Origin of the sequence: Bordetella genomosp. 13 (genome assembly GCF_007679965.1) — a bacterium.
Lineage (GTDB): Bacteria > Pseudomonadota > Gammaproteobacteria > Burkholderiales > Burkholderiaceae_B > Bordetella.
The window spans coordinates 91,145-115,049 of record NZ_VEHL01000009.1 but is presented as its reverse complement, the minus strand read 5'-3'; the positions used below and the strand labels follow the sequence as shown (position 1 = coordinate 115,049).

The 23,905-nt window shown below is 68.1% G+C and carries 21 protein-coding genes; 10 read left to right on the top strand and 11 right to left on the bottom strand.

Going from position 1 to position 23,905, the window contains the following annotated elements:
* Position 1: 1 nt before the first annotated feature.
* Positions 2–985: a Bug family tripartite tricarboxylate transporter substrate binding protein gene (locus FS845_RS20650; protein WP_260986378.1), complete on the bottom strand. Its 984-nt coding sequence runs from the start codon at positions 983–985 to the stop codon at positions 2–4.
* 126 nt (positions 986–1,111) lie between these two features.
* On the opposite strand from FS845_RS20650, the gene FS845_RS20645 reads away from it, so the two are divergent.
* Positions 1,112–2,014, top strand: a complete 903-nt coding sequence (locus FS845_RS20645; RefSeq protein WP_144638832.1) for a LysR family transcriptional regulator — start codon at positions 1,112–1,114, stop codon at positions 2,012–2,014.
* A 57-nt stretch (positions 2,015–2,071) separates the two neighbouring features.
* Positions 2,072–2,524 carry a DUF2214 family protein gene (locus FS845_RS20640; protein ID WP_144638830.1) on the top strand — a complete coding sequence of 151 codons (453 nt, stop codon included), beginning with the start codon at positions 2,072–2,074 and terminating at the stop codon, positions 2,522–2,524.
* Positions 2,525–2,592: 68 nt separating this feature from the next.
* Here FS845_RS20640 and FS845_RS20635 read toward each other — a convergent pair whose 3' ends face one another.
* Entirely contained in the window at positions 2,593–3,039 is a 447-nt protein-coding gene (locus tag FS845_RS20635; RefSeq protein WP_144638828.1) for a winged helix-turn-helix transcriptional regulator, read from the bottom strand.
* A 137-nt stretch (positions 3,040–3,176) separates the two neighbouring features.
* Between FS845_RS20635 and FS845_RS20630 the strand changes: the two genes are divergently transcribed.
* On the top strand, positions 3,177–4,391 hold the full coding sequence (locus FS845_RS20630; protein WP_144638826.1) for an MFS transporter: 1,215 nt from the start codon (positions 3,177–3,179) through the stop codon (positions 4,389–4,391).
* 71 nt (positions 4,392–4,462) lie between these two features.
* Complete coding sequence (locus FS845_RS20625) at positions 4,463–5,818, top strand: pyridoxal phosphate-dependent decarboxylase family protein (protein ID WP_144638824.1); 1,356 nt, start codon at positions 4,463–4,465, stop codon at positions 5,816–5,818.
* Positions 5,819–5,830: 12 nt separating this feature from the next.
* Here the strand turns inward: FS845_RS20625 and FS845_RS20620 are convergent, their stop codons facing one another.
* The 8 genes from FS845_RS20620 to FS845_RS20585 form a co-directional block, all read right to left on the bottom strand.
* A complete protein-coding gene (locus FS845_RS20620) occupies positions 5,831–6,937 on the bottom strand; it encodes a hypothetical protein (protein ID WP_144638822.1) in 1,107 nt (368 codons plus the stop codon).
* Positions 6,938–7,135: 198 nt separating this feature from the next.
* Positions 7,136–8,446 carry a citrate synthase gene (locus FS845_RS20615; protein WP_144638820.1) on the bottom strand — a complete coding sequence of 437 codons (1,311 nt, stop codon included), beginning with the start codon at positions 8,444–8,446 and terminating at the stop codon, positions 7,136–7,138.
* 21 nt (positions 8,447–8,467) lie between these two features.
* The gene (locus tag FS845_RS20610) at positions 8,468–8,728 is read right to left on the bottom strand and encodes a succinate dehydrogenase assembly factor 2 (RefSeq protein ID WP_144638818.1); all 261 of its coding nucleotides are present in this window, start codon (positions 8,726–8,728) and stop codon (positions 8,468–8,470) included.
* Between the two features lie 33 nt (positions 8,729–8,761).
* Positions 8,762–9,478 (bottom strand): succinate dehydrogenase iron-sulfur subunit, encoded by a 717-nt coding sequence (locus FS845_RS20605; RefSeq protein WP_066410238.1) that lies wholly within the window; start codon positions 9,476–9,478, stop codon positions 8,762–8,764.
* Between the two features lie 20 nt (positions 9,479–9,498).
* The gene (sdhA, locus tag FS845_RS20600) at positions 9,499–11,277 is read right to left on the bottom strand and encodes a succinate dehydrogenase flavoprotein subunit (RefSeq protein ID WP_144638816.1); all 1,779 of its coding nucleotides are present in this window, start codon (positions 11,275–11,277) and stop codon (positions 9,499–9,501) included.
* Positions 11,278–11,280: 3 nt separating this feature from the next.
* Positions 11,281–11,661 (bottom strand): succinate dehydrogenase, hydrophobic membrane anchor protein, encoded by a 381-nt coding sequence (sdhD, locus tag FS845_RS20595; RefSeq protein ID WP_144638814.1) that lies wholly within the window; start codon positions 11,659–11,661, stop codon positions 11,281–11,283.
* Positions 11,662–12,075: a succinate dehydrogenase, cytochrome b556 subunit gene (gene sdhC / locus FS845_RS20590; RefSeq protein WP_144638812.1), complete on the bottom strand. Its 414-nt coding sequence runs from the start codon at positions 12,073–12,075 to the stop codon at positions 11,662–11,664. It abuts the gene before it with no gap.
* Positions 12,076–12,200: 125 nt separating this feature from the next.
* On the bottom strand, positions 12,201–13,019 hold the full coding sequence (locus tag FS845_RS20585) for a GntR family transcriptional regulator (protein ID WP_144638810.1): 819 nt from the start codon (positions 13,017–13,019) through the stop codon (positions 12,201–12,203).
* A gap of 255 nt (positions 13,020–13,274) precedes the next feature.
* Between FS845_RS20585 and FS845_RS20580 the strand changes: the two genes are divergently transcribed.
* Positions 13,275–14,264: a malate dehydrogenase gene (locus FS845_RS20580; protein WP_144638808.1), complete on the top strand. Its 990-nt coding sequence runs from the start codon at positions 13,275–13,277 to the stop codon at positions 14,262–14,264.
* Positions 14,265–14,505: 241 nt separating this feature from the next.
* On the top strand, positions 14,506–15,399 hold the full coding sequence (gene prpB / locus FS845_RS20575; RefSeq protein WP_144638806.1) for a methylisocitrate lyase: 894 nt from the start codon (positions 14,506–14,508) through the stop codon (positions 15,397–15,399).
* 84 nt (positions 15,400–15,483) lie between these two features.
* Here the strand turns inward: prpB and FS845_RS20570 are convergent, their stop codons facing one another.
* Complete coding sequence (locus FS845_RS20570; RefSeq protein WP_144638804.1) at positions 15,484–16,977, bottom strand: short-chain fatty acyl-CoA regulator family protein; 1,494 nt, start codon at positions 16,975–16,977, stop codon at positions 15,484–15,486.
* Between the two features lie 265 nt (positions 16,978–17,242).
* On the opposite strand from FS845_RS20570, the gene prpC reads away from it, so the two are divergent.
* The 4 genes from prpC (at position 17,243) to FS845_RS20550 (ending at position 23,898) form a co-directional block, all read left to right on the top strand.
* Positions 17,243–18,496, top strand: coding sequence for a 2-methylcitrate synthase (gene prpC / locus FS845_RS20565; protein WP_144638803.1), 1,254 nt, complete (start codon positions 17,243–17,245; stop codon positions 18,494–18,496).
* A gap of 90 nt (positions 18,497–18,586) precedes the next feature.
* Positions 18,587–21,181, top strand: coding sequence for a Fe/S-dependent 2-methylisocitrate dehydratase AcnD (acnD, locus tag FS845_RS20560; protein WP_144638801.1), 2,595 nt, complete (start codon positions 18,587–18,589; stop codon positions 21,179–21,181).
* A 55-nt stretch (positions 21,182–21,236) separates the two neighbouring features.
* Positions 21,237–22,427 (top strand): 2-methylaconitate cis-trans isomerase PrpF, encoded by a 1,191-nt coding sequence (gene prpF / locus FS845_RS20555; protein WP_144638799.1) that lies wholly within the window; start codon positions 21,237–21,239, stop codon positions 22,425–22,427.
* Between the two features lie 13 nt (positions 22,428–22,440).
* Entirely contained in the window at positions 22,441–23,898 is a 1,458-nt protein-coding gene (locus tag FS845_RS20550) for a bifunctional 2-methylcitrate dehydratase/aconitate hydratase (protein WP_144638797.1), read from the top strand.
* The last annotated feature ends 7 nt before the right edge of the window (positions 23,899–23,905 follow it).

Below are 23,905 nucleotides of genomic sequence, written 5' to 3'. Positions count from 1 at the left end.
GTCAGTTCTGCTTCTCGATGTGGGCGGCATCGATGAGGTCGGCCCACTTCCTCTGTTCGGCCGCGATGTAGCGCACGAACGCCTCGCGGTCGCCTTCGCCGGGACGCGCGCTGAGCTTGCTCAGGTCGTCGCGCAGGCCGTCGCTGGCCAGCACCTTCTGCAATTGCCCGGACAGCTTCTGCACGATGGCGTCGGGCGTGCCGCGCGGGAACACCAGGCCGCCCCATGAGACGTTTTCGTAGCCGGACAGGCCGGATTCGTTCAGCGTGGGCAGGTCGGGGAAGAACGGCACGCGGTCGCGGCTGGTGATGGCCAGTGCGCGCAGCTTGCCGCTCTGCACCAGCGGCCACGCCACCGACGCGTTGGTGAAGCTGTAGTCGATGCGGCCGCCCGCCAGGTCGGACAGCGAGGCCGGATCGCCGTTGTAGGGCACGAACATGGCGTCGACGCCGGCCATGTGCTTGAACAGCTCGCCGCCCATGTGGCCGCTGCTGCCGATGCCCGCGGCGCCATACGACAGGCCGCCGGGCTTGGACTTGGCCAGCGCGATCAGGTCGTTCACGCTGCGCGCGGGCGAGTCGGCGCTGACCACCAGCAGGTTGTACACGTCGAACATGCGGCCGACCACCACGAAGTCCTTGTTGGCGTCGTACGGCAGCTTGTTGAACAGGGCCGGGTTCACCGCCAGCGTGTTGATGTTGCCGTAGCCCAGCGTATAGCCGTCCGGCTTGGCGCGCGTGATCTGCATCATGCCGATGCTGCCTGCGGCGCCGGGCCGGTTCTCGACGACGAACGTGGCGCCCGTGGCCGCGCTCAGCCGGTTCAGCACCAGCCGCGTGAGCACGTCGGCCGAGCCGCCCGCGGCCGAGGCCACGATGACGGTGACCGGTCTGGTGGGCCAGTCGGTCTCGGCCGCGCGCGCGGGGGCCGTGGCCAGGCAGGAAGTGGCGATCAGGAACAGGACTGCGGAAAGCAGGCGTCGCACGATAGGTCTCTCGATGGTGGATACGGCGGTTCAGGGAAAAACAAGTCTCGGATGGCCCAGTATGCGACTGCCGTCACCTTTGGTGTTTAATCACTTCTTAATCATTGATTAAGTCATGGCTTAACCATGCTGAACAGCGACGACCTGCAATTCTTCCTGGCGCTGGCCGCGTCCCACACGCTGGCCGACGCGGCGCGCCGGCTGGACGTGACGCCGTCCGCCGTCACGCAGCGTTTGAGCGGCCTGGAAAAGCGCCTGGGCATCGGCCTGATCGACCGCTCGGGCCGCCGCATGGCGCTGACGGACGAAGGCGAGCTGCTGGCCGAACGCGCGCGCCGTATCTGCAGCGACATCCACGGTCTGGCCGATGCGCTGGCCGGCCGTCGCGGCCAGGTGTCCGGCCACCTGAAGGTGGTGGCGCCGCTGGGCTTTGGGCAGCAGTACGTGGCGCCCGTCATCGCGCGCTTTCGCCGCCTGCATCCCGAGATCACCGCCACCCTGTTGCTGTCGGACCGGCCCGCCAGCCTGGCCGCGGACACCTGGGACGTGCTGATCCACATCGGCGAACTGCGCGACTCCGCCCTGGTCATGCACCGCCTGGCGCGCAACCGGCGCATCCTTTGCGCCGCGCCCGCCTACCTGAAGCGGCGCGGCACGCCCCGCCACCCCGACGAACTGCGACAGCACGACTGCATCGCCCTGCGCGAGAACGACGAGGACGTCACGCTGTGGCGCTTCCATCACGACGACGGCGCCACCGCCACGCTGCGCATCGAGCCCGCGCTGGCCTGCAACGACGGCGGCACCGCGCGGCAATGGGCGCAGGCGGGCATGGGCGTGCTGGTGCGTTCCGAATGGGACGTGGCCGACTTGCTGCGCCAGGGCCGGCTGGTGGCGCTGCTGCCGGGCTGGCGCCTGCCCGATGCCGACATCGTGGCGCTGGTGGCCTCGCGCAAGGCGCGCTCGGCGCGCACCGAGCAGTTCCTGAAACTGCTGCACGAGATGGGCGACGGGGCGCCGTGGCTGTAGGCGCCGGCACACCACCCCCATGGTAAAACAGGCAGCGCCTCTTTTCCCGGAGCCCCCATGCTGCTGGACGCCCTGCTCGCCTGGTTCCATTTCCTGGCCCTGTTCGTACTGGTCGTGGTATTGACCGCCGAGGCGGTCCTGCTGCGGCCCGACATGCAGCCGGCCACCGTGCGGCGGCTGGTCGTGTACGACCGCCTGTATGCCCTGTCGGCCATCGCCGTGCTGGCCTCCGGCGTGCTGCGCCTGACGCTGGGTGCCAAGGGCATGGTGTTCTATCTGCCAAATCCGTGGTTCCACGCCAAGATGGGCCTGTTCGTGGTCATCGGGCTCTGTTCGATCCCGCCCACGCTGCGCTTCCTGCGATGGGGCAAGCAGGCGCGGCACGACCCCGCCTTCGTGCCCGCGCGCGAGGACATCCGCCGGGCGCGCCGCTGGGTGATGATCGAATCGCACCTGTTCGTGCTGCTGCCGCTGTGCGCGGTGATGATGGCGCGCGGCGTGGGTCTGTAGGGTCCGCGTCTCGGCACCGGCATCCGCAACCCTCCGTACGCATGCCGCCAGCGCGGCCTTGGCGCTTGCTAGGACAGCTTGCGCACTTCCGTCGCCGCCGGCCGAAGCGGCGCGCCGTCCGCATCCCGCGGCACCATGCGGGCGACCGGCTTGCCCGAGCGCTTGTCCACCAGCGTGGAATGGCGTTCGCCGCGTGCATACAGGTGCCGCTCGCCCCATTGCCGCAACGCGACCACCACAGGGAACAGGCTCTCGCCCTTGGCCGTCAGCACATATGCCTGATAGGCGCTGCCGTCGGCAGCCTCCTGCATGTCGAGGATTCCCGCCGCCACCAGCCCGCGCAACCGATCGGCCAGGATGTTTCGCGCCACGCCCAGGCTGCGTTGGAACTCGCTGAAACGGCGCAGGCCGTCGAAGGCATCGCGCACGATCAACAGCGACCAGCGGTCTCCCATGACGTCGACGGAACGCGCGACGGGACAGGGCTGATCGTTCGAAGTCTGGCGGCTGGGCATGGCGTGTCGGAGGCAACTTGCCGGATCGGCAGCGGCGGAAATGGGAGGGTCGGCACGGCGGCCAAGGCAGTTGCATTTTAAAACCGGTGCACGTAGCATTCAACTGGTTTTGTTTTGAAACCAGAAAGCCCAGGCCCATGAACGCCACGCGCGCAGCCCCGTTTCCGCCGATTCCCGTCGTTCGCCCCGCCGCCATGCCGCGCGCGATGGTGCTGCTGTTCGCCATGGCCAGTGGGCTGAGCGTGGCCAACGTGTACTACGCGCAGCCCTTGCTGGACGCGCTGGCGCTGGATTTCGGCATCGATCAGGCCGCGGTGGGCGGTGTCGTCACCGCCACGCAGGCGGGCTGTGCCGCGGCCCTGCTGCTGCTCGTTCCCCTGGGCGACCGCCTGGACCGCAGGAAGCTGATGGCGGGCCAGCTGTTGGCGCTGGCCGCCGCATTGATCCTGGTGGGCTGCGCCACCACGATCCCGCTGCTGCTGGCCGGCATGCTGGCCGTCGGCCTGCTGGGAACCGCCATGACGCAGGGCCTGATCGCCTATGCGGCCAGCGCCGCCGCGCCGCACGACCAGGGCCGGGTGGTGGGCGCGGCGCAAAGCGGGGTATTCGTCGGACTGCTGCTGGCGCGGGTCTGGTCCGGCCTGCTGGGCGACCTGGCCGGCTGGCGCGGGGTGTATTTCTGCTCGGCCGCCGCGATGCTGGCGATCGCCCTGCCGCTGTGGCGGCGGCTGCCCGTGCTGGCGACACCGCCCGTCGCGGCCAGCTACCCTCGCCTGCTGTCATCCATGCTGTCGCTGCTGCGGCACGACTGGGCCCTGCGGACCCGCGGCATGCTGGCATTGCTGATGTTCGCCACGCTGAACATCTTCTGGAGCGCGCTGTCGCTGCCGTTGAGCGCGGCGCCGTTCGCCTTCTCGCATACCGCCATCGGTGCCTTCGGCCTGGTCGGCGTGGCGGGCGCGCTGGCCGCCGCGCGTGCCGGCCAGTGGGCCGATCGCGGCCACGCCCAGCGCACCAGCGGCGCGGCCCTGGCGGTGCTGCTGCTGGCGTGGTGGCCCCTGTCGCTGTTGAACCAGTCGCTGTGGGCACTGGCGGTGGGCATCCTGCTGCTGGACCTCGGCGCCCAGGCGCTGCACGTAACCAACCAGAGCCTGATCCTGCGCGCCCATCCCGACGCCCCGAGCCGGCTGATCGGCCTGTACATGCTGTTCTATGCGGCCGGCAGTGGCCTGGGCGCCCTGGGCGGGACGTATGCCTACGCCCATGCGGGTTGGCCAGGCGTCTGCCTGCTGGGGGCTGTCGTCAGCCTGGCCGCGCTGATAAGCTGGGCGGCGACCCGGCAGCCAGGTTAGACACCTTCGTGCGGAGCGCTCCGGTGTTCGCCCTTGCGGCGGACGTTCTAACGATCCTCGAGGAAACAGGCATGACTGAACTGGAACTGCTTGCCGATGCCGATGCGCGCGGCCGCCGCTACGTCGAATCCAACGCCACGCGCCGGGTCTTCCCGTCTGCCGACGCCATCGCCGCGCTGTCGGCCTTCGACGAACCCCTGCCCGCGCAGGGCCTGTCCACGGCCGACACGCTGGCGTTGCTGGACGACGTGGGCTCGCCCGGCACCACCGCGTCGAACGGGCCGCGCTATTTCGGCTTCGTGATCGGCGCCTCGCTGCCCGCCGCCGCCGCGGCCGAGCGGCTCATGCAGGCCTGGGACCAATGCGCTTCCACGTTCGACAACTCGCCGGTCTCGGCCACGCTGGAACGCGTGGCCGCGCGCTGGGTGCTGGAGGCGCTGGACCTGCCGCGCGACAGCGCCGTGGGCTTCGGCACCAGCGCCACCGCCTGCACGCTGACCGCGCTGGTCGCGGCGCGGCGCACGCTGCTGGCGCGCCAGGGCTGGGACTACGACCGCCAGGGCCTGTCCGGTGCGCCCCAGATCCGCGTGGTCATCTCCGAGCTGTCCCACATCACGGTCAGGAAGGCGCTGCGCGTGCTGGGCTTCGGACTGGATCACATCGTCCATGCGCCCGTCGACGAGCAGGGCCGCGTCGACGCCGAACGCCTGCCGCCGATGGACGCGCGCACCATCCTGTGCCTGCAGGCCGGCGAGGTGAACACCGGCGCGTTCGATCCGTTTGCGCGGATCATCCCGCCGGCCCGCCAGGCCGGCGCCTGGGTGCACGTCGACGGCGCCTTCGGCCTGTGGGCCCGCGCCGGCTCGCGGGCGGTCCTGACCGACGGCATCGACCAGGCCGACAGCTGGACCACCGATTCGCACAAGTGGTTGAACACGCCGTACGACTGCGCCATGACGATCTGCCGCGACGGCCAGGCGCTGGCGCAGGCCATGAACAGCGACGCCGTCTACCTGAGCGGCAGCGCCGACGCGCAGAAGAACCTGACGCTGGAATTCTCGCGCCGCCCGCGCGGCATTCCGGTGTGGGCCGCGCTGCGCACGCTGGGCAGGCAGGGCGTGGCCGAGATGATCGACCGCCACTGCGCCCAGGCGCGCCGCATCGCGCAGGGGCTGGCGCAGGCCGGGTTGCGCGTGCTGAACGACGTGAAGCTGAACCAGGTGCTGTTCCGCTGCGAGACCGACGAACAGACGCATGCCTTGCGCACGGCGGTCCAGGCGTCGGGCGACACGTGGTTCGGCGGCACGGTGTGGCAGGGCCGTCCGGCGCTGCGCATCAGCGTGTCGTCATGGCGTACGCGGGACGAGGACGTGCAGGCGCTGATCGGCCTGGTGGCGCGGCTGCATGCGCGGCTCGCCAGCCGCTGACCACGCCGCCGGCTACTTGGGTGCCCGCGGACAATCCACCGGCCCGGGCACCATCACGCCGCCCACTTCCAGTTTGGGAAACAGCTCGATCATCAGCCTGGCATTGGGCGCCACCGCCAGCACGGTGCCGTCCAGGCGCTGCACCACCGACGATCCCTCCGCCACCATCGTGCCGTCGTCGCGCTGCACCTGCATGCCGACGTCCGGCGTGAAGACCCAGGCCTCGGGCATCTGGCGGTTCAGCGGATAGCCCAGCGTGCGCACCAGCGTTCCAGCGGGGTAGCGCATCGGGCCCAGCGGCATCGCGCACGCCAGCACGCCATATTCCAGGCCCACGAATTGGCGGCGGGCATCCAGATGCAGCGCCGGATGGCCCAGCAGCAGGCCCGCCACCTTCAGCGGCTCGGGCCCGTCCACGCTGACCACCCAGCGCAGCGGTTCGACGTGGCCGTCGCCGTAGGTCAGCCCGTCGCGGGCCTGCACCTGCGCACCGGCCGGCAGCACGACGTCGCCCGCCCGGTTGCCGTCCGCCAACACGCAGTTGCTGAACGCGACGCGCGCGCCCTTGTCCTCAACGTCGAACTTCATGGGTTGCGAGGCATCGCAACCCCATTCCTGCACGGCCTGCACGCCCTTGCCGCGGATCTCCATGCCCTGGGGATAACGATGCACCACGTTGTAGTGCTCGTCGTAGTCGGACGCCAGGTAGCGCGTGATTTGCGTGGCCTGCACGCCATAGGCCAGCGCGGGCGGATCGAAGTCGGCCCGGGCGTAGGTGTCCAGCCGCCCTTCCTGGTCCAGCACCAGCCGCGTGCCCGTCGGCATGGCCACGCCGTCGATGGTCTGCGCCTGCGCCAGCGTCACGCGCAAGGCAGCCTCCCGCCGCTCGGATTCCCGGCTCGTGGTGTACATCCAATACTGGATCAGCAAGGCGGGCACCGACAGCACGGCCAGCGCCAGCAGACAAGGGATCTTGATCCAGGGCTTGCTCATCAGCCACCGGCGCGCGCCCTTGCTCAACGCCAGCAACAGCAGCCAGGCGATCAGCGCCAGCCCAGCCATGAAGGACAACGACAGGAACAGCAGGCCGGCGGCAGAGGGGATGGCGACAGGAATCATGCCGGGGATGATAGGCGAAGCGGGCAGCGTGTCCAGTGCCTTTGCAGCAGGGAGCGCATAGCCGCCGATGCGCGCCGCCCTCGCCGGCCGCGTTGCCGCGGCGCTATGAGCAGCCCAAAGAAAAACCCCCGAGAATCAGACGAACGTCCGACAGTCGGGGGCCTTGCGTGCCGGGCCGAGGGCCCGGCGGCGCGGCGCTCAGCGCTTGTTCATTTCCGGCACGTCGCGAGTGACGTGGCCGGTGAACAGTTGGCGCGGGCGGCCGATCTTGTAGTCCGGATCGGACAGCATTTCGTTCCACTGGGCGATCCAGCCCACCGTGCGGGCCAGCGCGAAGATGGCCGTGAACAGCGAGGTGGGGATGCCGATGGCACGCTGCACGATACCCGAGTAGAAGTCGACGTTCGGGTACAGCTTGCGCTGCACGAAGTACGGGTCTTCCAGGGCGATGCGTTCCAGTTCCATGGCCAGCTTGAACAGCGGGTCGTTTTCCAGGCCCAGGGCGGCCAGCACTTCCTTGCAGGTTTCCTGCATCAGCTTGGCGCGCGGGTCGTAGTTCTTGTAGACGCGGTGGCCAAAGCCCATCAGGCGCACGCCCGAGTTCTTGTCCTTGACCTTCTCCATGAACTCGCCCACCTTGGCCACGCCGCCGTTGGCCTGCAGCTCTTCCAGCATCTGCAGGCACGCCTCGTTGGCGCCGCCGTGGGCCGGGCCCCACAGGCACGCCACGCCGGCCGAGATGGCGGCGAACGGGTTGGTGCCCGACGAACCGCACAGGCGCACGGTCGAGGTGGAGGCGTTCTGCTCGTGGTCGGCGTGCAGGATGAAGATGCGGTCCAGCGCGCGCTCGACCACTTCGTTCACCTTGTAGTCTTCGCACGGCGTGGCGAACATCATGCGCAGGAAGTTGCCGGTGTACGACAGGTCGTTGCGCGGATAGATGAACGGCTGGCCTTGCGAGTACTTGTACGCCATGGCGACCAGGGTCGGCATCTTGGCGATCAGGCGGATGGCCGAGATGTGGCGATGCTCGGGGTTGGTGATGTCGGTCGAGTCGTGATAGAAGGCCGACAGCGCGCCCACCAGGCCGGTCAGCACGGCCATCGGGTGCGCGTCGCGACGGAAGCCGCGCAGGAAGAAATGCAGCTGTTCGTTGACCAGGGTGTGGTGCGTGACCTGGGTGTCGAAGTCCTTCTTCTGCTCGCCATTGGGCAGTTCGCCGTTCAGGATCAGGTAGCAGATGTCCAGGAAGTCGCAGTTGACGGCCAGTTGCTCGATCGGGAAGCCGCGGTACAGCAGTTCGCCCTTGTCGCCGTCGATATAGGTGATGCCCGATTCGCACGCCGCGGTCGACATGAAGCCCGGGTCGAACGTGAACATGCCCGTCTGGCCGTACAACTTGCGGATATCGACTACATCGGGACCGACAGTGCCCTTGTACACAGGGAACTCGACGGAGGGGCTTCCGTCCGAGAAGGACAGGGTGGCTTTTTTGTCAGACAGGTTCATCACAAATATCCTCAAGTTGGATCAGAGCTGACGCATCCGACCGATGATGACGCGCAACTGGGGCGTGTCGTACACGCCCTCGAGTTCCTTGCGCGCCAGCAGCACGTCGAGCAGGTCGTTGTCGCCCATCTCGAACAGCTGCGTCAGCTCGGCTACGTCTTGATCGGTAAGCTGGTCCTCGTAGGTATCCAGATACCGGGTAATGATGAGGTCGTTCTCGAGTAGGCCACGCCGTGCCCGCCAACGCAAACGCGCCCTTTGCAATTCGGACAGGCCGCTCATGTAAATCTCCTCACCGGATAAAACGTCCTTGGACTAGACCGTCCGGCGGACCATCAGTTCCTTGATCTTGCCGATGGCCTTGGTCGGGTTCAGTCCCTTCGGACAGACGTCGACGCAGTTCATGATGGTGTGGCAGCGGAACAGGCGGTACGGGTCTTCCAGGTTGTCCAGGCGCGAGCCGGTGGCTTCGTCGCGGCTGTCGGCGATGAAGCGGTAGGCTTGCAGCAGGCCGGCCGGGCCGACGAACTTGTCCGGGTTCCACCAGAACGACGGGCAGGACGTCGAGCAGCACGCGCACAGGATGCACTCGTACAGGCCATCGAGCTCTTCGCGGGCCTCGGGCGACTGCAGGCGCTCGCGTTCGGGCGGCGGCGTGTCGTTGATGAGGTACGGACGGATCGAGTGGTACTGGTTGAAGAAGTGCGTCATGTCCACGATCAGGTCGCGGATCACGGGCAGGCCCGGCAGCGGCTTCAGGACGATGGGTTCCTTCAGCTCGCGCAGGTTGGTCGTGCAGGCCAGGCCGTTCTTGCCGTTGATGTTCATGGCGTCGGAACCGCACACGCCTTCACGGCACGAGCGGCGCAGGGCCAGGCTGTCATCGACGTCGTTCTTGATGCGCACCAGCGCATCGAGCAGCATCTTGTCGGTGGGCTGGAGTTCGACTTCCAGCTTCTGCATGTACGGACGCTCGTCCTTGTCAGGATCGTAGCGGTAGATTTCGAACTTGACGATACGCTTGTTGCTCATGGTTTTGCTCGGATCCGGACTTAGAAGGTACGCGCCTTGGGCGGGAAGGACTCGACCGTCATCGGCTTCATCTGCACCGGCTTGTAGTCGAGGCGGCTGCCTTCCGAATACCAGAGCGTGTGCTTGAGCCAGTTCTCGTCGTCGCGAGTCGGGTGGTCGTCCAGCGCATGGGCGCCACGGCTTTCGGTGCGGGCGGCGGCCGACTTGATGGTGGCGCGGGCCACTTCGGTCATGTTGGCCAGTTCCAGCGCCTCGACGCGGGCGGTGTTGAACACCTTCGACTTGTCCTTGAAGGCGATGTGCTTGGCCTGCTCGGCCAGTTCCTCGATCTGGCCCACGCCCTCGTTCAGCAGCTCCAGCGTGCGGAACACGCCGCAGTGGCGCTGCATCGAGAAGCGGATGGAGTTGGCCACGTCCTGGGTCTTTTCACCCGTGGTGCGGCTTTCCAGTTCGGCGACGCGGTTCAGCGAGAAGTCCAGGGACTCCTTCGGCACCGATTGGTGCGAACGCTGGCGCTCGGGGTGCGAGGCGACGATGTGGTTGCCGGTGGCGCGGCCGAACACGATCAGGTCCAGCAGCGAGTTCGTGCCCAGGCGGTTGGCGCCGTGCACCGACACCGCCGCGCATTCGCCGATGGCGTACAGGCCGTTGATGACCTTGTTCTCGCCGTTGACGCGCTCCAGCACCTGGCCATGGTAGTTGGCCGGGATGCCGCCCATCTGGTAGTGGATGGTGGGAACGACGGGGATCGGTTCCTTGATGGGATCGACGTTGCCGAACTTGATGGCGATCTCGCGGATCGACGGCAGGCGCTTGTTGATCACGTCGGCGCCCAGGTGGTCGAGCTTGAGCACGACGTAGCTGCCGTCCGGACCGCAGCCGCGGCCTTCCTTGATTTCCTGGTCCATCGAGCGCGACACGAAGTCGCGCGGCGCCAGGTCCTTCAGCGTGGGGGCATAACGCTCCATGAAGCGCTCGCCGTCCTTGTTCAGCAGGATGCCGCCCTCGCCGCGCACGCCTTCGGTGATCAGCACGCCCGCGCCGGCCACGCCGGTGGGGTGGAACTGCCAGAACTCCATGTCCTGCAGCGGGATGCCGGCGCGCGCCGCCATGCCCAGGCCGTCGCCGGTGTTGATGAAGGCGTTGGTGGACGCGGCCCAGATACGGCCCGCGCCGCCCGTGGCCAGCACGGTGGTCTTGGCTTCGAGGATGTAGATTTCGCCCGTTTCCATTTCGAGGGCGGTCACGCCCACGACGTCGCCCGCCTCGTTGCGCAGCAGGTCCAGCGCCATCCATTCGACGAAGAACTGGGTGCGGGCCGAGACGTTGCGCTGATACAGCGTGTGCAGCAGCGCGTGGCCGGTACGGTCGGCGGCGGCACAGGCGCGCTGCACCGGCTTTTCACCGAAATTCGCGGTGTGTCCGCCAAACGGACGCTGATAGATGGTGCCGTCCGGGTTGCGGTCGAACGGCATGCCGAAGTGTTCCATCTCGTACACGGCGCTGGGCGCTTCGCGGCACATGAACTCGATGGCGTCCTGGTCGCCCAGCCAGTCCGACCCCTTGACGGTGTCGTACATGTGCCAGTACCAGTTGTCTTCGCTCATGTTGCCCAGCGAGGCGCTCACGCCGCCCTGCGCCGCGACGGTGTGCGAGCGGGTGGGGAACACTTTGGACAGGACGGCGACGGACAGGCCCGCCTGGGCCAGTTGCAGCGAACAGCGCATGCCGGCTCCGCCGGCGCCCACGACCACCACATCAAACTGGCGGCGCGGCAAGGATTTGGTGACAGCGACCACGGCTTAGATTCTCCAGAGGATTTGCGCGAAATAGACGACGGAACCGATCAGCCACAGAAGGGTCAGCACCTGCAGCAGCAGGCGCACGCCGACCGGCTGCACATAGTCCATCCAGATGTCCCGCACGCCGATCCAGGCGTGATAGGCCAGCGCAAAGAAAGCGAGCGTCGCCAGGATCTGGCCGACGGGCAGCGCGAACACGTGGAACGTGAACAGGGCTTGCCAGTGTTCGAAGGTGAAGGCCGGCATGGCGAACGCGCCGACGATCAGCACCAGCGTGTACACGGCCATGATGATGGCGGTGATGCGCTGGATGAGGAAGTCCTTGGTGCCGTAGTGGGCGCCGACGACCAGGCGCTTGGGACCGTAATTCTTGGCAGCCATTTAGAACGCTCCGAACAGTTTGAGGGCGAACACGACGGTCAGGGCCAGGCTGACGCCGAAGACCACGCCCGCGCTCTTCTTGGCCGACTCCTTGTCGATGCCCATGTGCAGGTCCAGCATCAGGTAGCGGATGCCGGCACAGAAGTGATGCAGGTAGCCCCACACCAGCACCAGCACGACCAGCTTGACCAGCACGTTGTCGAAGTACCGGGCAACCTGCGCGAAGCTCTCGGCCGAGGTCACGCTGGCCGCGAACAGCGGCACGATGACCAAGGGCAGACAGAGGAACAGCAACGCGCCGCTGACGCGGTGCAGGATGGACAGCTTGCCGGCCAGGGGCAGGCGGTAGCTCAGGATTTGCGGAACGCTGATATTGCGAAACTGCGGACGCGGCTTAGCAGCTGAGTCGGACATTGACGGCCTCGATGTTTCGGAACTAGGGAAATCGCGACGGCGAAAGAACGGGGTGCCTGTTCGGGCAAACCCCGCTATTTTCGCCCAGAGATCGGCTTGGTATCAAATGGTACGGAAAATATTCATCAATTGAGGCTATTGCGGTAGTGATAGTGATCGGTCAGGTAGAGGCCGCGGCGCACCTCCATGGGGCGGTCCCCGTAGGTGTACGAGATGCGGTCGACCTGCAGCAGCGGCTGGCCCGGCTGGACCTGCAGCAGCGCCGCGATGTCGGCGCCGGCGGCCACCGCGCGCAGCTTCTCGTCAGCACGTACCATGCTCACGCCGAATTCGGACTCGAACAGGCCATACATGGGCGCCTTGCTGGCCGACAGCAGTTCGAGCGTCAGGCCGCGGAAAGGGCCGCCGGGCAGCCAGATGTCGTCCACCACGGTGGGCGACTGGTTCATGCAGAGCAGGCGGCGGATGGTGACGACGGTTTCCCCAGCCCGCACGTCCAGCGCACGGGCGATCTCGGCGGGCGCGCGCAGGCGACGACACTCGAGGATGCGGCTCTCGGCGCGGCCGGCATCGGCGCCGCCGGATTCGCCACGGCCGGCTTCCGCGCGGCCGGCCTCGACGGGCTCGTCCGGCGCCAGGCGCAGGAAGCGGTAGCGCACGCGCGCTTCATGGTGGGTGGCGACGAAGGTGCCCTTGCCCTGGCGGCGCAGCAGCATGTGCTCGGCCGCCAGTTCGTCGACCGCCTTGCGCACCGTGCCCTGGCTGACCTGGAAACGGGCCGCCAGGTCGATCTCGCTGGGGATCAGCTCGCCGGGCTTCCATTCGCCGCGATCCAGGCTCTGCACCAGCAACGCCTTGATCTGGCGATAAAGCGGGCTGAATGCGGCGCCCTCGGCCGCCGGTCTGGCGGCGCGCAACAGGGGTTCGGGCCGGGAGTCTGCCATGAGTGTACGGGTGGAATTCGCGTTCGTTCGCCGGTTGGTTACAGCGGTTCCGAACAAACGGTGCATTGTCGCACAGGCGGCTGACCCCTGTCCAACGTCTTATGTCTTATATAAGATATAAGATCAATTGACGCTTGCGGAAATCCGATCTAGGATGCCGTCCATTCGGAGACCGCGCGCGGCACGCGATCGCAGGTCCAGGGATTACACTCACAGACGCGATTTTTCGCTCTATCCATTACCGGAGATATGTTCATGTCTAAGCCCGCCATGCGAGTCGCCGTCACCGGCGCCGCCGGCCAGATTGGTTACGCCCTGCTGTTCCGCATCGCCTCCGGCGAAATGCTGGGCAAGGACCAGCCGGTCATCCTGCAACTGCTGGAAATCCCCGACGAAAAGGCCCAGAAGGCGCTCAAGGGCGTCATCATGGAACTGGACGACTGCGCCTTCCCGCTGCTGCAGGAAGTCACGGCGCACAGCGACCCGCGCACCGCGTTCAAGGACGCCGACGTGGCCCTGCTGGTGGGCGCCCGCCCCCGCGGCCCCGGCATGGAGCGCAAGGACCTGCTGACCGTCAACGCCCAGATCTTCACCGCCCAGGGCAAGGCCCTGAACGAAGTCGCCAGCCGCGACGTGAAGGTGCTGGTGGTCGGCAACCCGGCCAACACCAACGCCTACATCGCCATGAAGTCGGCCCCGGACCTGCCGGCCAAGAACTTCACCGCCATGCTGCGCCTGGACCACAACCGCGCCCTGTCGCAACTGGCCGCCAAGTCGGGCAAGGCCGTCGGCGACATCGAGAAGCTGATCGTCTGGGGCAACCACTCGCCCACGATGTACCCCGACACGCGCTTCGCCACGGTCGGCGGCGACAGCCTGGACAAGCTGATCAACGACCAGCAGTGGAACCGCGAGACGTTCATCCCCACCGTGGGCAAGCGCGGCGCCGCCATCATCGAAGCGCGCGGCCTGTCGTCGGCCGCCTCGGCCGCCAACGCCGCCATCGACCACGTGCGTGACTGGGTCCTGGGCAGCAACGGCAAGTGGGTCACCATGGGCGTGCCCTCGGATGGCTCGTACGGCATCCCCGAAGGCATCGTCTACGGCGTGCCCGTCACCACCGAGAACGGCGAGTACAAGCGCGTCGAAGGCCTGGAAATCGACGCCTTCTCGCGCGAGCGCCTGGACTTCACGCTGAAAGAGCTGCTCGAAGAGCGCGACGGCGTGAAAGACCTGCTGAAGTAAGCAGGCCGGGGCGGGCGCCAGCCCGCCCGATGGACGGCACGGGCCCGCAGCCCGGCCGTTCGCGCACTGCCCCCTCGGCAGCGCGCTTCCCGCCGCCTCGCGGCGGCAATAAACCTGCCCCTTCCCACCCATCGTGCGACGCAAGAGGCAGATTTATTGCCGGCACCGGAAATTCTTCCGCGTGCCCACGGCACGACCGCGCGCCTACGCGACGCGCGGCGCATCCAGCGGAGACCCTCGCATGTCCAGACCCGAATCCCCCGGCGCCCTGTTCCGCCGCGCGCTCGCCGAAGAAAAGCCCCTGCAGGTCATCGGCGCCATCAACGCCAACCACGCCCTGCTGGCCAGGCGCGCGGGCTACCGCGCCATCTACCTGTCGGGGGGCGGCGTGGCCGCGGGGTCGCTGGGCCTGCCGGACCTGGGCATCAACACGCTGGACGACGTGCTGACCGACGTGCGCCGCATCACCGACGTGTGCGACCTGCCCCTGATGGTGGACATCGACACCGGCTTCGGCCCCTCGGCCTTCAACATCGCCCGCACGGTCAAGAGCCTGATCAAGTTCGGCGCGGCCGCGTGCCACATCGAGGACCAGGTCGGCGCCAAGCGCTGCGGCCATCGCCCGGGCAAGGAAATCGTCTCCACCGAAGAGATGGCCGACCGCGTGAAGGCCGCCGCCGACGCGCGCACCGATTCCGACTTCTTCCTGATCGCCCGCACAGACGCCATCGCGTCGCACGGCGTGGACGCGGCCATCGAGCGCGCGCATGCCTGCGTCGCGGCCGGCGCCGACGCGATCTTCGCCGAGGCCGCCTACGACCTGCCCACCTACGAGCGCTTCGTGAAGGAAGTGAACGTGCCGGTGCTGGCCAACATCACCGAATTCGGCAAGACGCCGCTGTTCTCGGTCGAGGAACTGGGCAGCGTGGGCGTGGGCATCGTGCTGTATCCGCTGTCGGCCTTCCGCGCCATGAACAAGGCCGCGGAAGCGGTCTACACCGCCATCCGCCGCGACGGCCACCAGAAGAACGTGGTCGACCTGATGCAGACGCGCGACGAGCTGTACGACCGCATCGGCTACCACGCGTTCGAATCGCAGCTGGACAACCTGTTCCAGCAGGGCAAGGCGAAGTAAGGCCTGCGACGGGCGCGGTGCCCCGCGTCCGCGCCCGCTCTTCAGCGGGCCGGCGCATTTTTGCCCGGGACGGAACCACCCCCGCTACAGCGGCTCGGCCATCGGGTACGGCACGAAGCCGGTCACGTCCTCGCTGGCGCCCAGCCCCCGGCCGATGTACGGGAACGCGCGCTGCGGACACGCCGGGCGCTCGCACACGCGGCAGCCCATGCCGATCGGCGTGGGCACGTCGGGATCGTTCAAGTCCAACCCCTTCGCATACACCAGCCGGTGCGCGTGCTCGACGTCGCAGCCGAGCGCCACGGCGAAGTGCTTGCCCGGCTGGCCGAAGCCGCCGGGCCGGCGCGATACCGTGCGCGCCACCCACAGGTACACCCGCCCGTCCGGCATGCGCGCCAGCTGCCGGCGGATGCGCCCGGGATGGGAGAACGCCTCGTAGACGCTCCACAGCGGACAGGTCCCGCCGACCCGCGAGAAATGGAACTGGGCGGCCGACTGCCGCTTCGAGACATTGCCGGCCCGGTCGACGCGGATGAAGAAGAACGGCACGCCGCGGTCCTGGGGACGCTGCATGGTGCTCAGGCGATGGCAGACGGTCTCGAAGCTGACGCCGAAACGCTGTCCCAGCAGTTCGATGTCGTAGCGCAGCGCTTCGGCCGCGTCCCGGAAGCGCCCATGCGGCAGGATCAGCGCCGCGGCGAAATGGTTGGCCAGGCCGACGCGCACCAACCCGCGCACGGCCTCGTCGGAAAAACGCGGCGCGTCGGCCATGCGGTCCAGCGTGGGCCGCAGCTCCAGGAAGGCCAGTTGCACCGCCATCTGGAAGGCCCGCTGCCCGGACTCCAGTTGCGGCGACAGGGCCAGCGTCCCGCCGGCCGCGTCGTAGCGGCGCTGCCAGGGCGTGGCCTCGGTCGGCACCACCACGGCCACGCCATGCCGCTCGCGCAGGCGCCGTGCCAGGCTGGCCGGCAGGTCGTCGGGCGCCGTGCCGGCCAATCCCCACGCGGCATGGCATTGCTCCGCGCGGATGTCCAGTTCGGCGAAATGGTTGTGGTGCGTGAAGAAGAAGTCGCGCGCTTCCTCGTAGGGCTGGGCCGGCAGCGCGATGCCCGCGGCGCGCGGCGAACGGCCGTCCTGTTCCGCGTGCCGTTCGGCGTGCTGTTCGGGATAGGCGACCTCGGCGGCCGCCTCCAGGCGCTCCAGCGCCTCGCGATGACGCCGATGCAGCTGGATCAGGGCGCGCCCCACGGCCGGCATGCTGGCCGCGATCTCCTGGATCTCGGCCTGGGAGATGCGCGCCTCGTCGCGGCCGCCCATCGACGAGGCCGGCATGGTGTCCGCGACCTCGCGCAGGGCGGCCACCATGCGGGCCTGCTCGTCGTCGGAGAACGAGCGGGCATCCACGCCCAGCGCATTGCTCAGCAGCAACAGCACGCGCATGGTCAGCGGGCGCTGGTTCTGTTCGATCTGGTTCAGGTAGCTGGGAGACAGGCCCAGCAGCTGCGCCAGCGCCACCTGCGTGAGATTGCGCTCCTCGCGCAGGCGCCGCAGCCGCACGCCCATGAAAACCTTGCGCATCGCCGTGGCCTGCCATGCATGGGAAAGCCATCATGTTATTCGCAAAATTCGCAAAACAAAAACCGACCCTTTACCAACCTTCACCGCATTCCGGGTGACAGGTGGCCACGTCGTTGCGTAGACTGCGAAGGCACCTGGACCGCGGGCCCGGCGCCGGCCTGGGCATGCACGATCGCACGCCAGCCCGCCGGTCCCGACCCGCCTCGCGCGACGGGTTCGCCCCCCAGCCCCGCATCGCCATCACCGATAAGGAGACCGCACCACCATGAGCACCGCCATGAAGAAGCAAGCCGCCAAGCAAGCCGAGAAGTCCGCCGCGAAGCCGCAGGCCGCGGATGCGCCGGCGACGGCCGCGGCGGCCGCCGCCACGGACGCCGCGCCCTCCGGCTTCAAGCCCAAGAAATCGGTCGCCCTGTCCGGAGTGGTCGCGGGCAACACCGCGCTGTGTACCGTCGGCCGCACCGGCAACGACCTGCACTACCGCGGCTACGACATCCTGGATTTCGCCGACACCGCCGAGTTCGAGGAAATCGCCCACCTGCTGGTGCACGGGAAGCTGCCCAACAAGGCCGAACTGAAGGCCTACAAGGAAAAGCTGCGCGCGCTGCGCGGCCTGCCCGCCCAGTTGCAGACCGCGCTGGAAGCCCTGCCCGCCGCCAGCCACCCGATGGACGTGATGCGCACAGCCGTCTCGGTGCTGGGCTGCATCCTGCCCGAGAAGGACGACCACAATCTGCCGGGCGCGCGCGACATCGCCGACCGCCTGATGGCCAACCTGGGCTCGGCCCTGCTGTACTGGTACCACTACAGCCACAACGGCCGCATCATCGACGTGCAGACCGACGACGACAGCATCGGCGGACACTTCCTGCACCTGCTGCACGGCAAGAAGCCCTCGGACGACTGGGTCCGCGCCATGCACACCTCGCTGATCCTGTACGCCGAGCACGAGTTCAACGCCTCCACGTTCACCAGCCGCGTCATCGCCGGCACCGGATCCGACATTTACTCGGCCATCACCGGCGGCATCGGCGCGCTGCGCGGCCCGAAGCATGGCGGCGCCAACGAAGTGGCGTTCGAAGTGCAGAGCCGCTACGAGACGCCGGACGAGGCCGAGGCCGACATCCGCCGCCGCGTCGAGAACAAGGAAGTCATCATCGGCTTCGGCCACCCCGTCTACACGATCTCGGACCCGCGCAACAAGGTCATCAAGGAAGTGTCGCGCAAGCTGTCGAAGCAGGCCGGCAGCACCAAGCTGTTCGACATCGCCGAACGCCTGGAGACCGTGATGTGGGACATCAAGAAGATGTTCCCCAACCTCGACTGGTTCTCGGCCGTCAGCTACCACGTGATGGGCGTGCCCACCGCGATGTTCACGCCGCTGTTCGTCATCGCGCGCACCGCGGGCTGGTCCGCCCACATCATCGAGCAACGCATCGACAACAAGATCATCCGCCCCACGGCCAACTACACCGGCCCGGACGATCTGAAGTACGTGCCCATCGGCAAGCGCCCGTAAGCGCCCCGGAACGAACGCGCACGGGCGCGCCGCGCACGCGGCGCGCCCGCGCATTTCCGGCCTGCCGACGGCTATGGAGACACGCCTTTCATGAACACGAACTACCGCAAACCCCTGCCCGGCACTTCGCTGGATTACTTCGACGCCCGCCAGGCCGTCGAAGACCTCCAGGCCGGCGCCTGGGCCACCCTGCCCTACACCTCGCGCGTGCTGGCCGAGAACCTGGTGCGCCGCTGCGATCCCGCCACGCTGGCCGATTCGCTACGCCAGCTGATCGAGCGCCGCCGCGACATGGATTTTCCCTGGTATCCGGCCCGCGTGGTCTGCCACGACATCCTGGGCCAGACCGCGCTGGTCGACCTGGCCGGGCTGCGCGATGCCATCGCCGACGCCGGCGGCGACCCCGCGCAGATCAATCCCGTGGTGCCGACGCAGCTGATCGTCGACCATTCGCTGGCCGTCGAGCATGCCGGCTTCGACCCCGACGCCTTCGAGAAGAATCGCGCGGTGGAAGACCGCCGCAACGAAGACCGCTTCCACTTCATCAACTGGACCAAGCAAGCCTTCCAGAACGTCGACGTGATCCCGCCGGGCAACGGCATCATGCACCAGATCAACCTGGAGAAGATGTCGCCGGTCGTGCAGGTGCGCGATGGCGTGGCCTTCCCCGACACCTGCGTGGGCACCGACAGCCACACGCCGCACGTCGATGCGCTGGGCGTGATCGCCATCGGCGTGGGCGGCCTGGAGGCCGAAAACGTGATGCTGGGCCGCGCATCGTGGATGCGCCTGCCGGACATCATCGGCGTCGAGCTGACCGGCCGCCCCCAGCCCGGCATCACCTGCACCGACATCGTGCTGGCCCTGACCGAATTCCTGCGCCGCGAGAAGGTCGTGGGCGCCTACATCGAGTTCCTGGGCTCGGGCGCCAGCGCGCTGACCATCGGCGACCGCGCCACCATCTCGAACATGACGCCGGAGTTCGGCGCCACCGCCGCGATGTTCTACATCGACGGCCAGACCATCGACTACCTGCGCCTGACCGGCCGCGACGACCAGCAGGTGCGCCTGGTCGAGACCTATGCGAAGCAGGCCGGCCTGTGGGCCGACGACCTGAAGCACGCCGAATACGAGCGCATGCTGAGCTTCGACCTGTCCACGGTCGTGCGCAACATGGCCGGCCCTTCCAACCCGCACAAGCGCGTGGCCACGACCGACCTGGCCGAACGCGGCATCGCCGGGCCGTGGGAAGAGACGCCGGGCCAGATGCCCGACGGCGCCGTCATCATCGCCGCCATCACCAGCTGCACCAACACCAGCAACCCGCGCAACGTCATCGCCGCCGCGCTGCTGGCGCGCAATGCGAACCGCGCGGGCCTGGCGCGCAAGCCCTGGGTGAAGACCTCGCTGGCGCCCGGCTCCAAGGCGGTGCAGCTGTACCTGGAAGAGTCCGGCCTGCTGCCAGACCTGGAACAGCTGGGCTTCGGCATCGTGGCGTTCGCGTGCACCACCTGCAACGGCATGAGCGGCGCGCTCGATCCCGTCATCCAGCAGGAGATCATCGACCGCAACCTGTACGCCACCGCCGTGCTGTCGGGCAACCGCAACTTCGACGGCCGGATCCATCCCTACGCCAAGCAGGCCTTCCTGGCCTCGCCGCCGCTGGTGATCGCGTATGCGATCGCCGGCACGGTGCGCGTGGACATCGAGCGCGACGCGCTGGGCACCGACGCATCGGGCAAGCCCGTCACGCTGAAGGACATCTGGCCCAGCGATGCGGAGATCGATGCGGTGGTCGCGGCCAGCGTCAAGCCCGAGCAATTCCGCAAGGTGTACGAGCCCATGTTCACCTTCGCCGTCGAGCAGCAGGCGGAGATCAGCCCGCTGTACGACTGGCGCGCGCAGAGCACCTACATCCGCCGCCCGCCGTACTGGGAAGGCGCGCTGGCCGGCGAGCGCACGCTGTCGGCCATGCGGCCGCTGGCGGTGCTGGGCGACAACATCACCACCGACCACCTGTCGCCGTCCAACGCCATCATGGCCGACAGCGCGGCGGGCGAATACCTGGCGAAGATGGGCCTGCCGGAAGAGGACTTCAACTCGTACGCCACCCATCGCGGCGATCACCTGACGGCGCAGCGCGCCACCTTCGCCAACCCCAAGCTCATCAACGAGATGGCCGTGGTCGACGGGCAGGTCAAACAGGGCTCGCTGGCGCGGATCGAACCCGAGGGCCAGGTCACACGCATGTGGGAAGCCATCGAGACCTACATGGACCGCAAGCAGCCGCTGATCATCATCGCCGGCGCCGACTACGGCCAGGGCTCGTCGCGCGACTGGGCGGCCAAGGGCGTGCGGCTGGCGGGCGTGGAGGCCATCGTGGCCGAAGGCTTCGAACGCATCCACCGCACCAACCTGATCGGCATGGGCGTGCTGCCGCTGGAGTTCCTGCCCGGCACGGACCGCAAGACGCTGGCCATCGACGGCACCGAGACGTTCGACGTGATCGGCGAACGCGTGCCGCGCGCCACGCTCACGCTGGTCATCCACCGCCGCAACGGCCAGGACGTGCACGTGCCCGTCACCTGTCGCCTGGACACCGCCGAGGAGGTCTCGATCTACGAGGCCGGCGGCGTGCTGCAGCGTTTCGCCCAGGACTTCCTCGAGTCCTCGCAGGCAGCCTGAACTCTCCACCCGGCGGCGCCGTCGCGGCGCCGCCGTCCGCAAGGAATCGACAAACATGGCTTCCCTACCTCAACTCCGCATCCCCGCCACCTACATGCGCGGCGGCACCAGCAAGGGCGTGTTCTTCCGCCTGCAGGACCTGCCGGCCGCGGCGCAGAAGCCCGGCCCCGCGCGCGACGCGCTGCTGCTGCGCGTGATCGGCAGCCCCGACCCCTACGGCAAACAGATCGACGGCATGGGCGGCGCGACCTCCAGCACCAGCAAGACCGTCATCCTGGACCGCAGCCAGCGCCCGGACCACGACGTCGACTATCTGTTCGGCCAGGTCTCCATCGACACCGCCTTCGTCGACTGGAGCGGCAACTGCGGCAACCTCAGCGCGGCGGTCGGCGCCTTCGCCATCGAGAACGGCCTGGTCGATCCGGCCCGCGTGCCGCAGAACGGCACGGCCATCGTCCGCATCTGGCAGGCCAACATCGGCAAGACCATCCTGGGCCACATCCCCATGGTGGACGGCCGGGTGCAGGAAACCGGCGACTTCGAACTGGACGGCGTCACCTTCCCGGCCGCCGAAGTGCAGCTCGAGTTCCTGGACCCCGCCGACGAGGGCGAGGGCGACGGCGGCGCGATGTTTCCCACCGGCAACGTGGTGGACACGCTGGAGGTGCCCGGCATCGGCACGCTGCAGGCCACGATGATCAACGCCGGCATTCCCACCATCTTCGTCAACGCCGAGTCCATCGGCTACACCGGCAGCGAGCTGCAGGACGCCATCAATGGCGACCCCAAGGCGCTGGCCATGTTCGAGACGCTGCGCGCGCACGGCGCCGTGCGCATGGGCCTGATCGCCGACGTGTCGGAAGCGGCCAAGCGCCAGCACACGCCAAAAATCGCCTTCGTGGCGCCGCCCGCGGCCTACACCGCGTCCAGCGGCAAGCGGATCGGCGAAGGCGACATCGACGTACGCGTGCGCGCCATGTCCATGGGCAAGCTGCACCACGCCATGATGGGCACGGCGGCCGTCGCCATCGGCACCGCAGCAGCCGTGCCGGGCACGCTGGTCAACCTGGCGGCCGGCGGCGGCGAGCGCGAATCGGTGCGCTTCGGCCACCCCTCGGGCACGCTGCGCGTGGGCGCGCAGGCCCGCCTGGAAGAGGGACAATGGAAGGTCACCAAGGCCATCATGAGCCGCAGCGCGCGCGTGCTGATGGAAGGCCACATCCGCGTGCCGGCCGACACGCTGTGAAGGAGGCCCCGCCATGCACCATGCCGCTCCCGCGTCCGCCCAGCGTCCCGCCTGGGACGCGGTGCTGACCGACATCGCCGACTATGTCTTGGCCTATGAAATCCAGAGTCCGCTGGCCTACGAGACGGCCCGCAACTGCCTGATCGACACGCTGGGCTGCGGCCTGGAGGCCCTGGAGTACCCGGCATGCCGCAAGCTGCTGGGCCCCATCGTGCCGGGCACCGTGGTGCCCAACGGCGCCAAGGTGCCCGGCACGCAGTTCCAGCTGGACCCGGTGCAGGCCGCCTTCAACATCGGCGCCATGATCCGCTGGCTGGACTTCAACGACACCTGGCTGGCCGCCGAATGGGGCCATCCGTCTGACAACCTGGGCGGCATCCTGGCCGTGGCCGACTGGGTGTCGCGCACCGCGGTGGCGGCCGGCAAGCCGCCACTGGCGATGCGCGACGTGCTGACCGGCATGATCAAGGCGCACGAGATCCAGGGTTGCATCGCGCTGGAGAACTCGTTCAACAAAGTCGGCCTGGATCACGTGGTGTTGGTCAAGGTGGCCTCGGCCGCCGTGGTCGCGCGGATGCTGGGCCTGTCGCGCGAGGAAGTGGTCAACGCCGTGTCGCTGGCCTGGGTCGACGGGCAGAGCCTGCGCACCTACCGGCACGCGCCCAACGCCGGCAGCAGAAAAAGCTGGGCCGCGGGCGACGCCACCAGCCGCGCCGTGCGCCTGGCGCTGATCGCGCGCACCGGCGAGATGGGCTATCCCTCGGTGCTGACGGCCAAGACCTGGGGCTTCTACGACGTGCTGTTCAAGGGGCGGCCCTTCACGTTCCAGCGGCCGTACGGCAGCTACGTGATGGAAAACGTGCTGTTCAAGATCTCGTACCCGGCCGAGTTCCACGCGCAAACGGCGGTCGAGTGCGCCATGGACATCCACGCCAGGCTGGCCGCGGCGGGCAGGACGGCCGACGACATCGACCGCATCGTCATCCGCACGCACGAGGCCTGCATCCGAATCATCGACAAGCAGGGTCCGCTGAACAACCCCGCGGACCGCGACCACTGCATCCAGTACATGGTGGCGGTGCCGGTGCTGTTCGGACGCCTGACGGCGGCCGACTACGAGGACGGCATCGCCGGGAACCCGCGCATCGACGCGCTGCGCGACCGCATCGTCTGCGTGGAGGATCCGGCGTTCACGAAGGACTACCACGATCCCGACAAGCGCTCGATCGCCAACGCGCTGACGGTGCGGTTCAAGGACGGCACGCAGCTCGACGAGATCGTGTGCGAATACCCCATCGGCCACAAGCGCCGGCGGGCCGACGGCATTCCCCTGCTGGAAGCCAAGTTCCGCACCAACCTGGCCCGCGTGTTCCCGGCGCGCCAGCAGCAGCGCATCCTGGACGTGTCGCTGGACCAGCAGGCGCTGGAAGCCATGCCGGTGCACGAGTACGTGGACCTGTACGTGATCTGAGACGCGG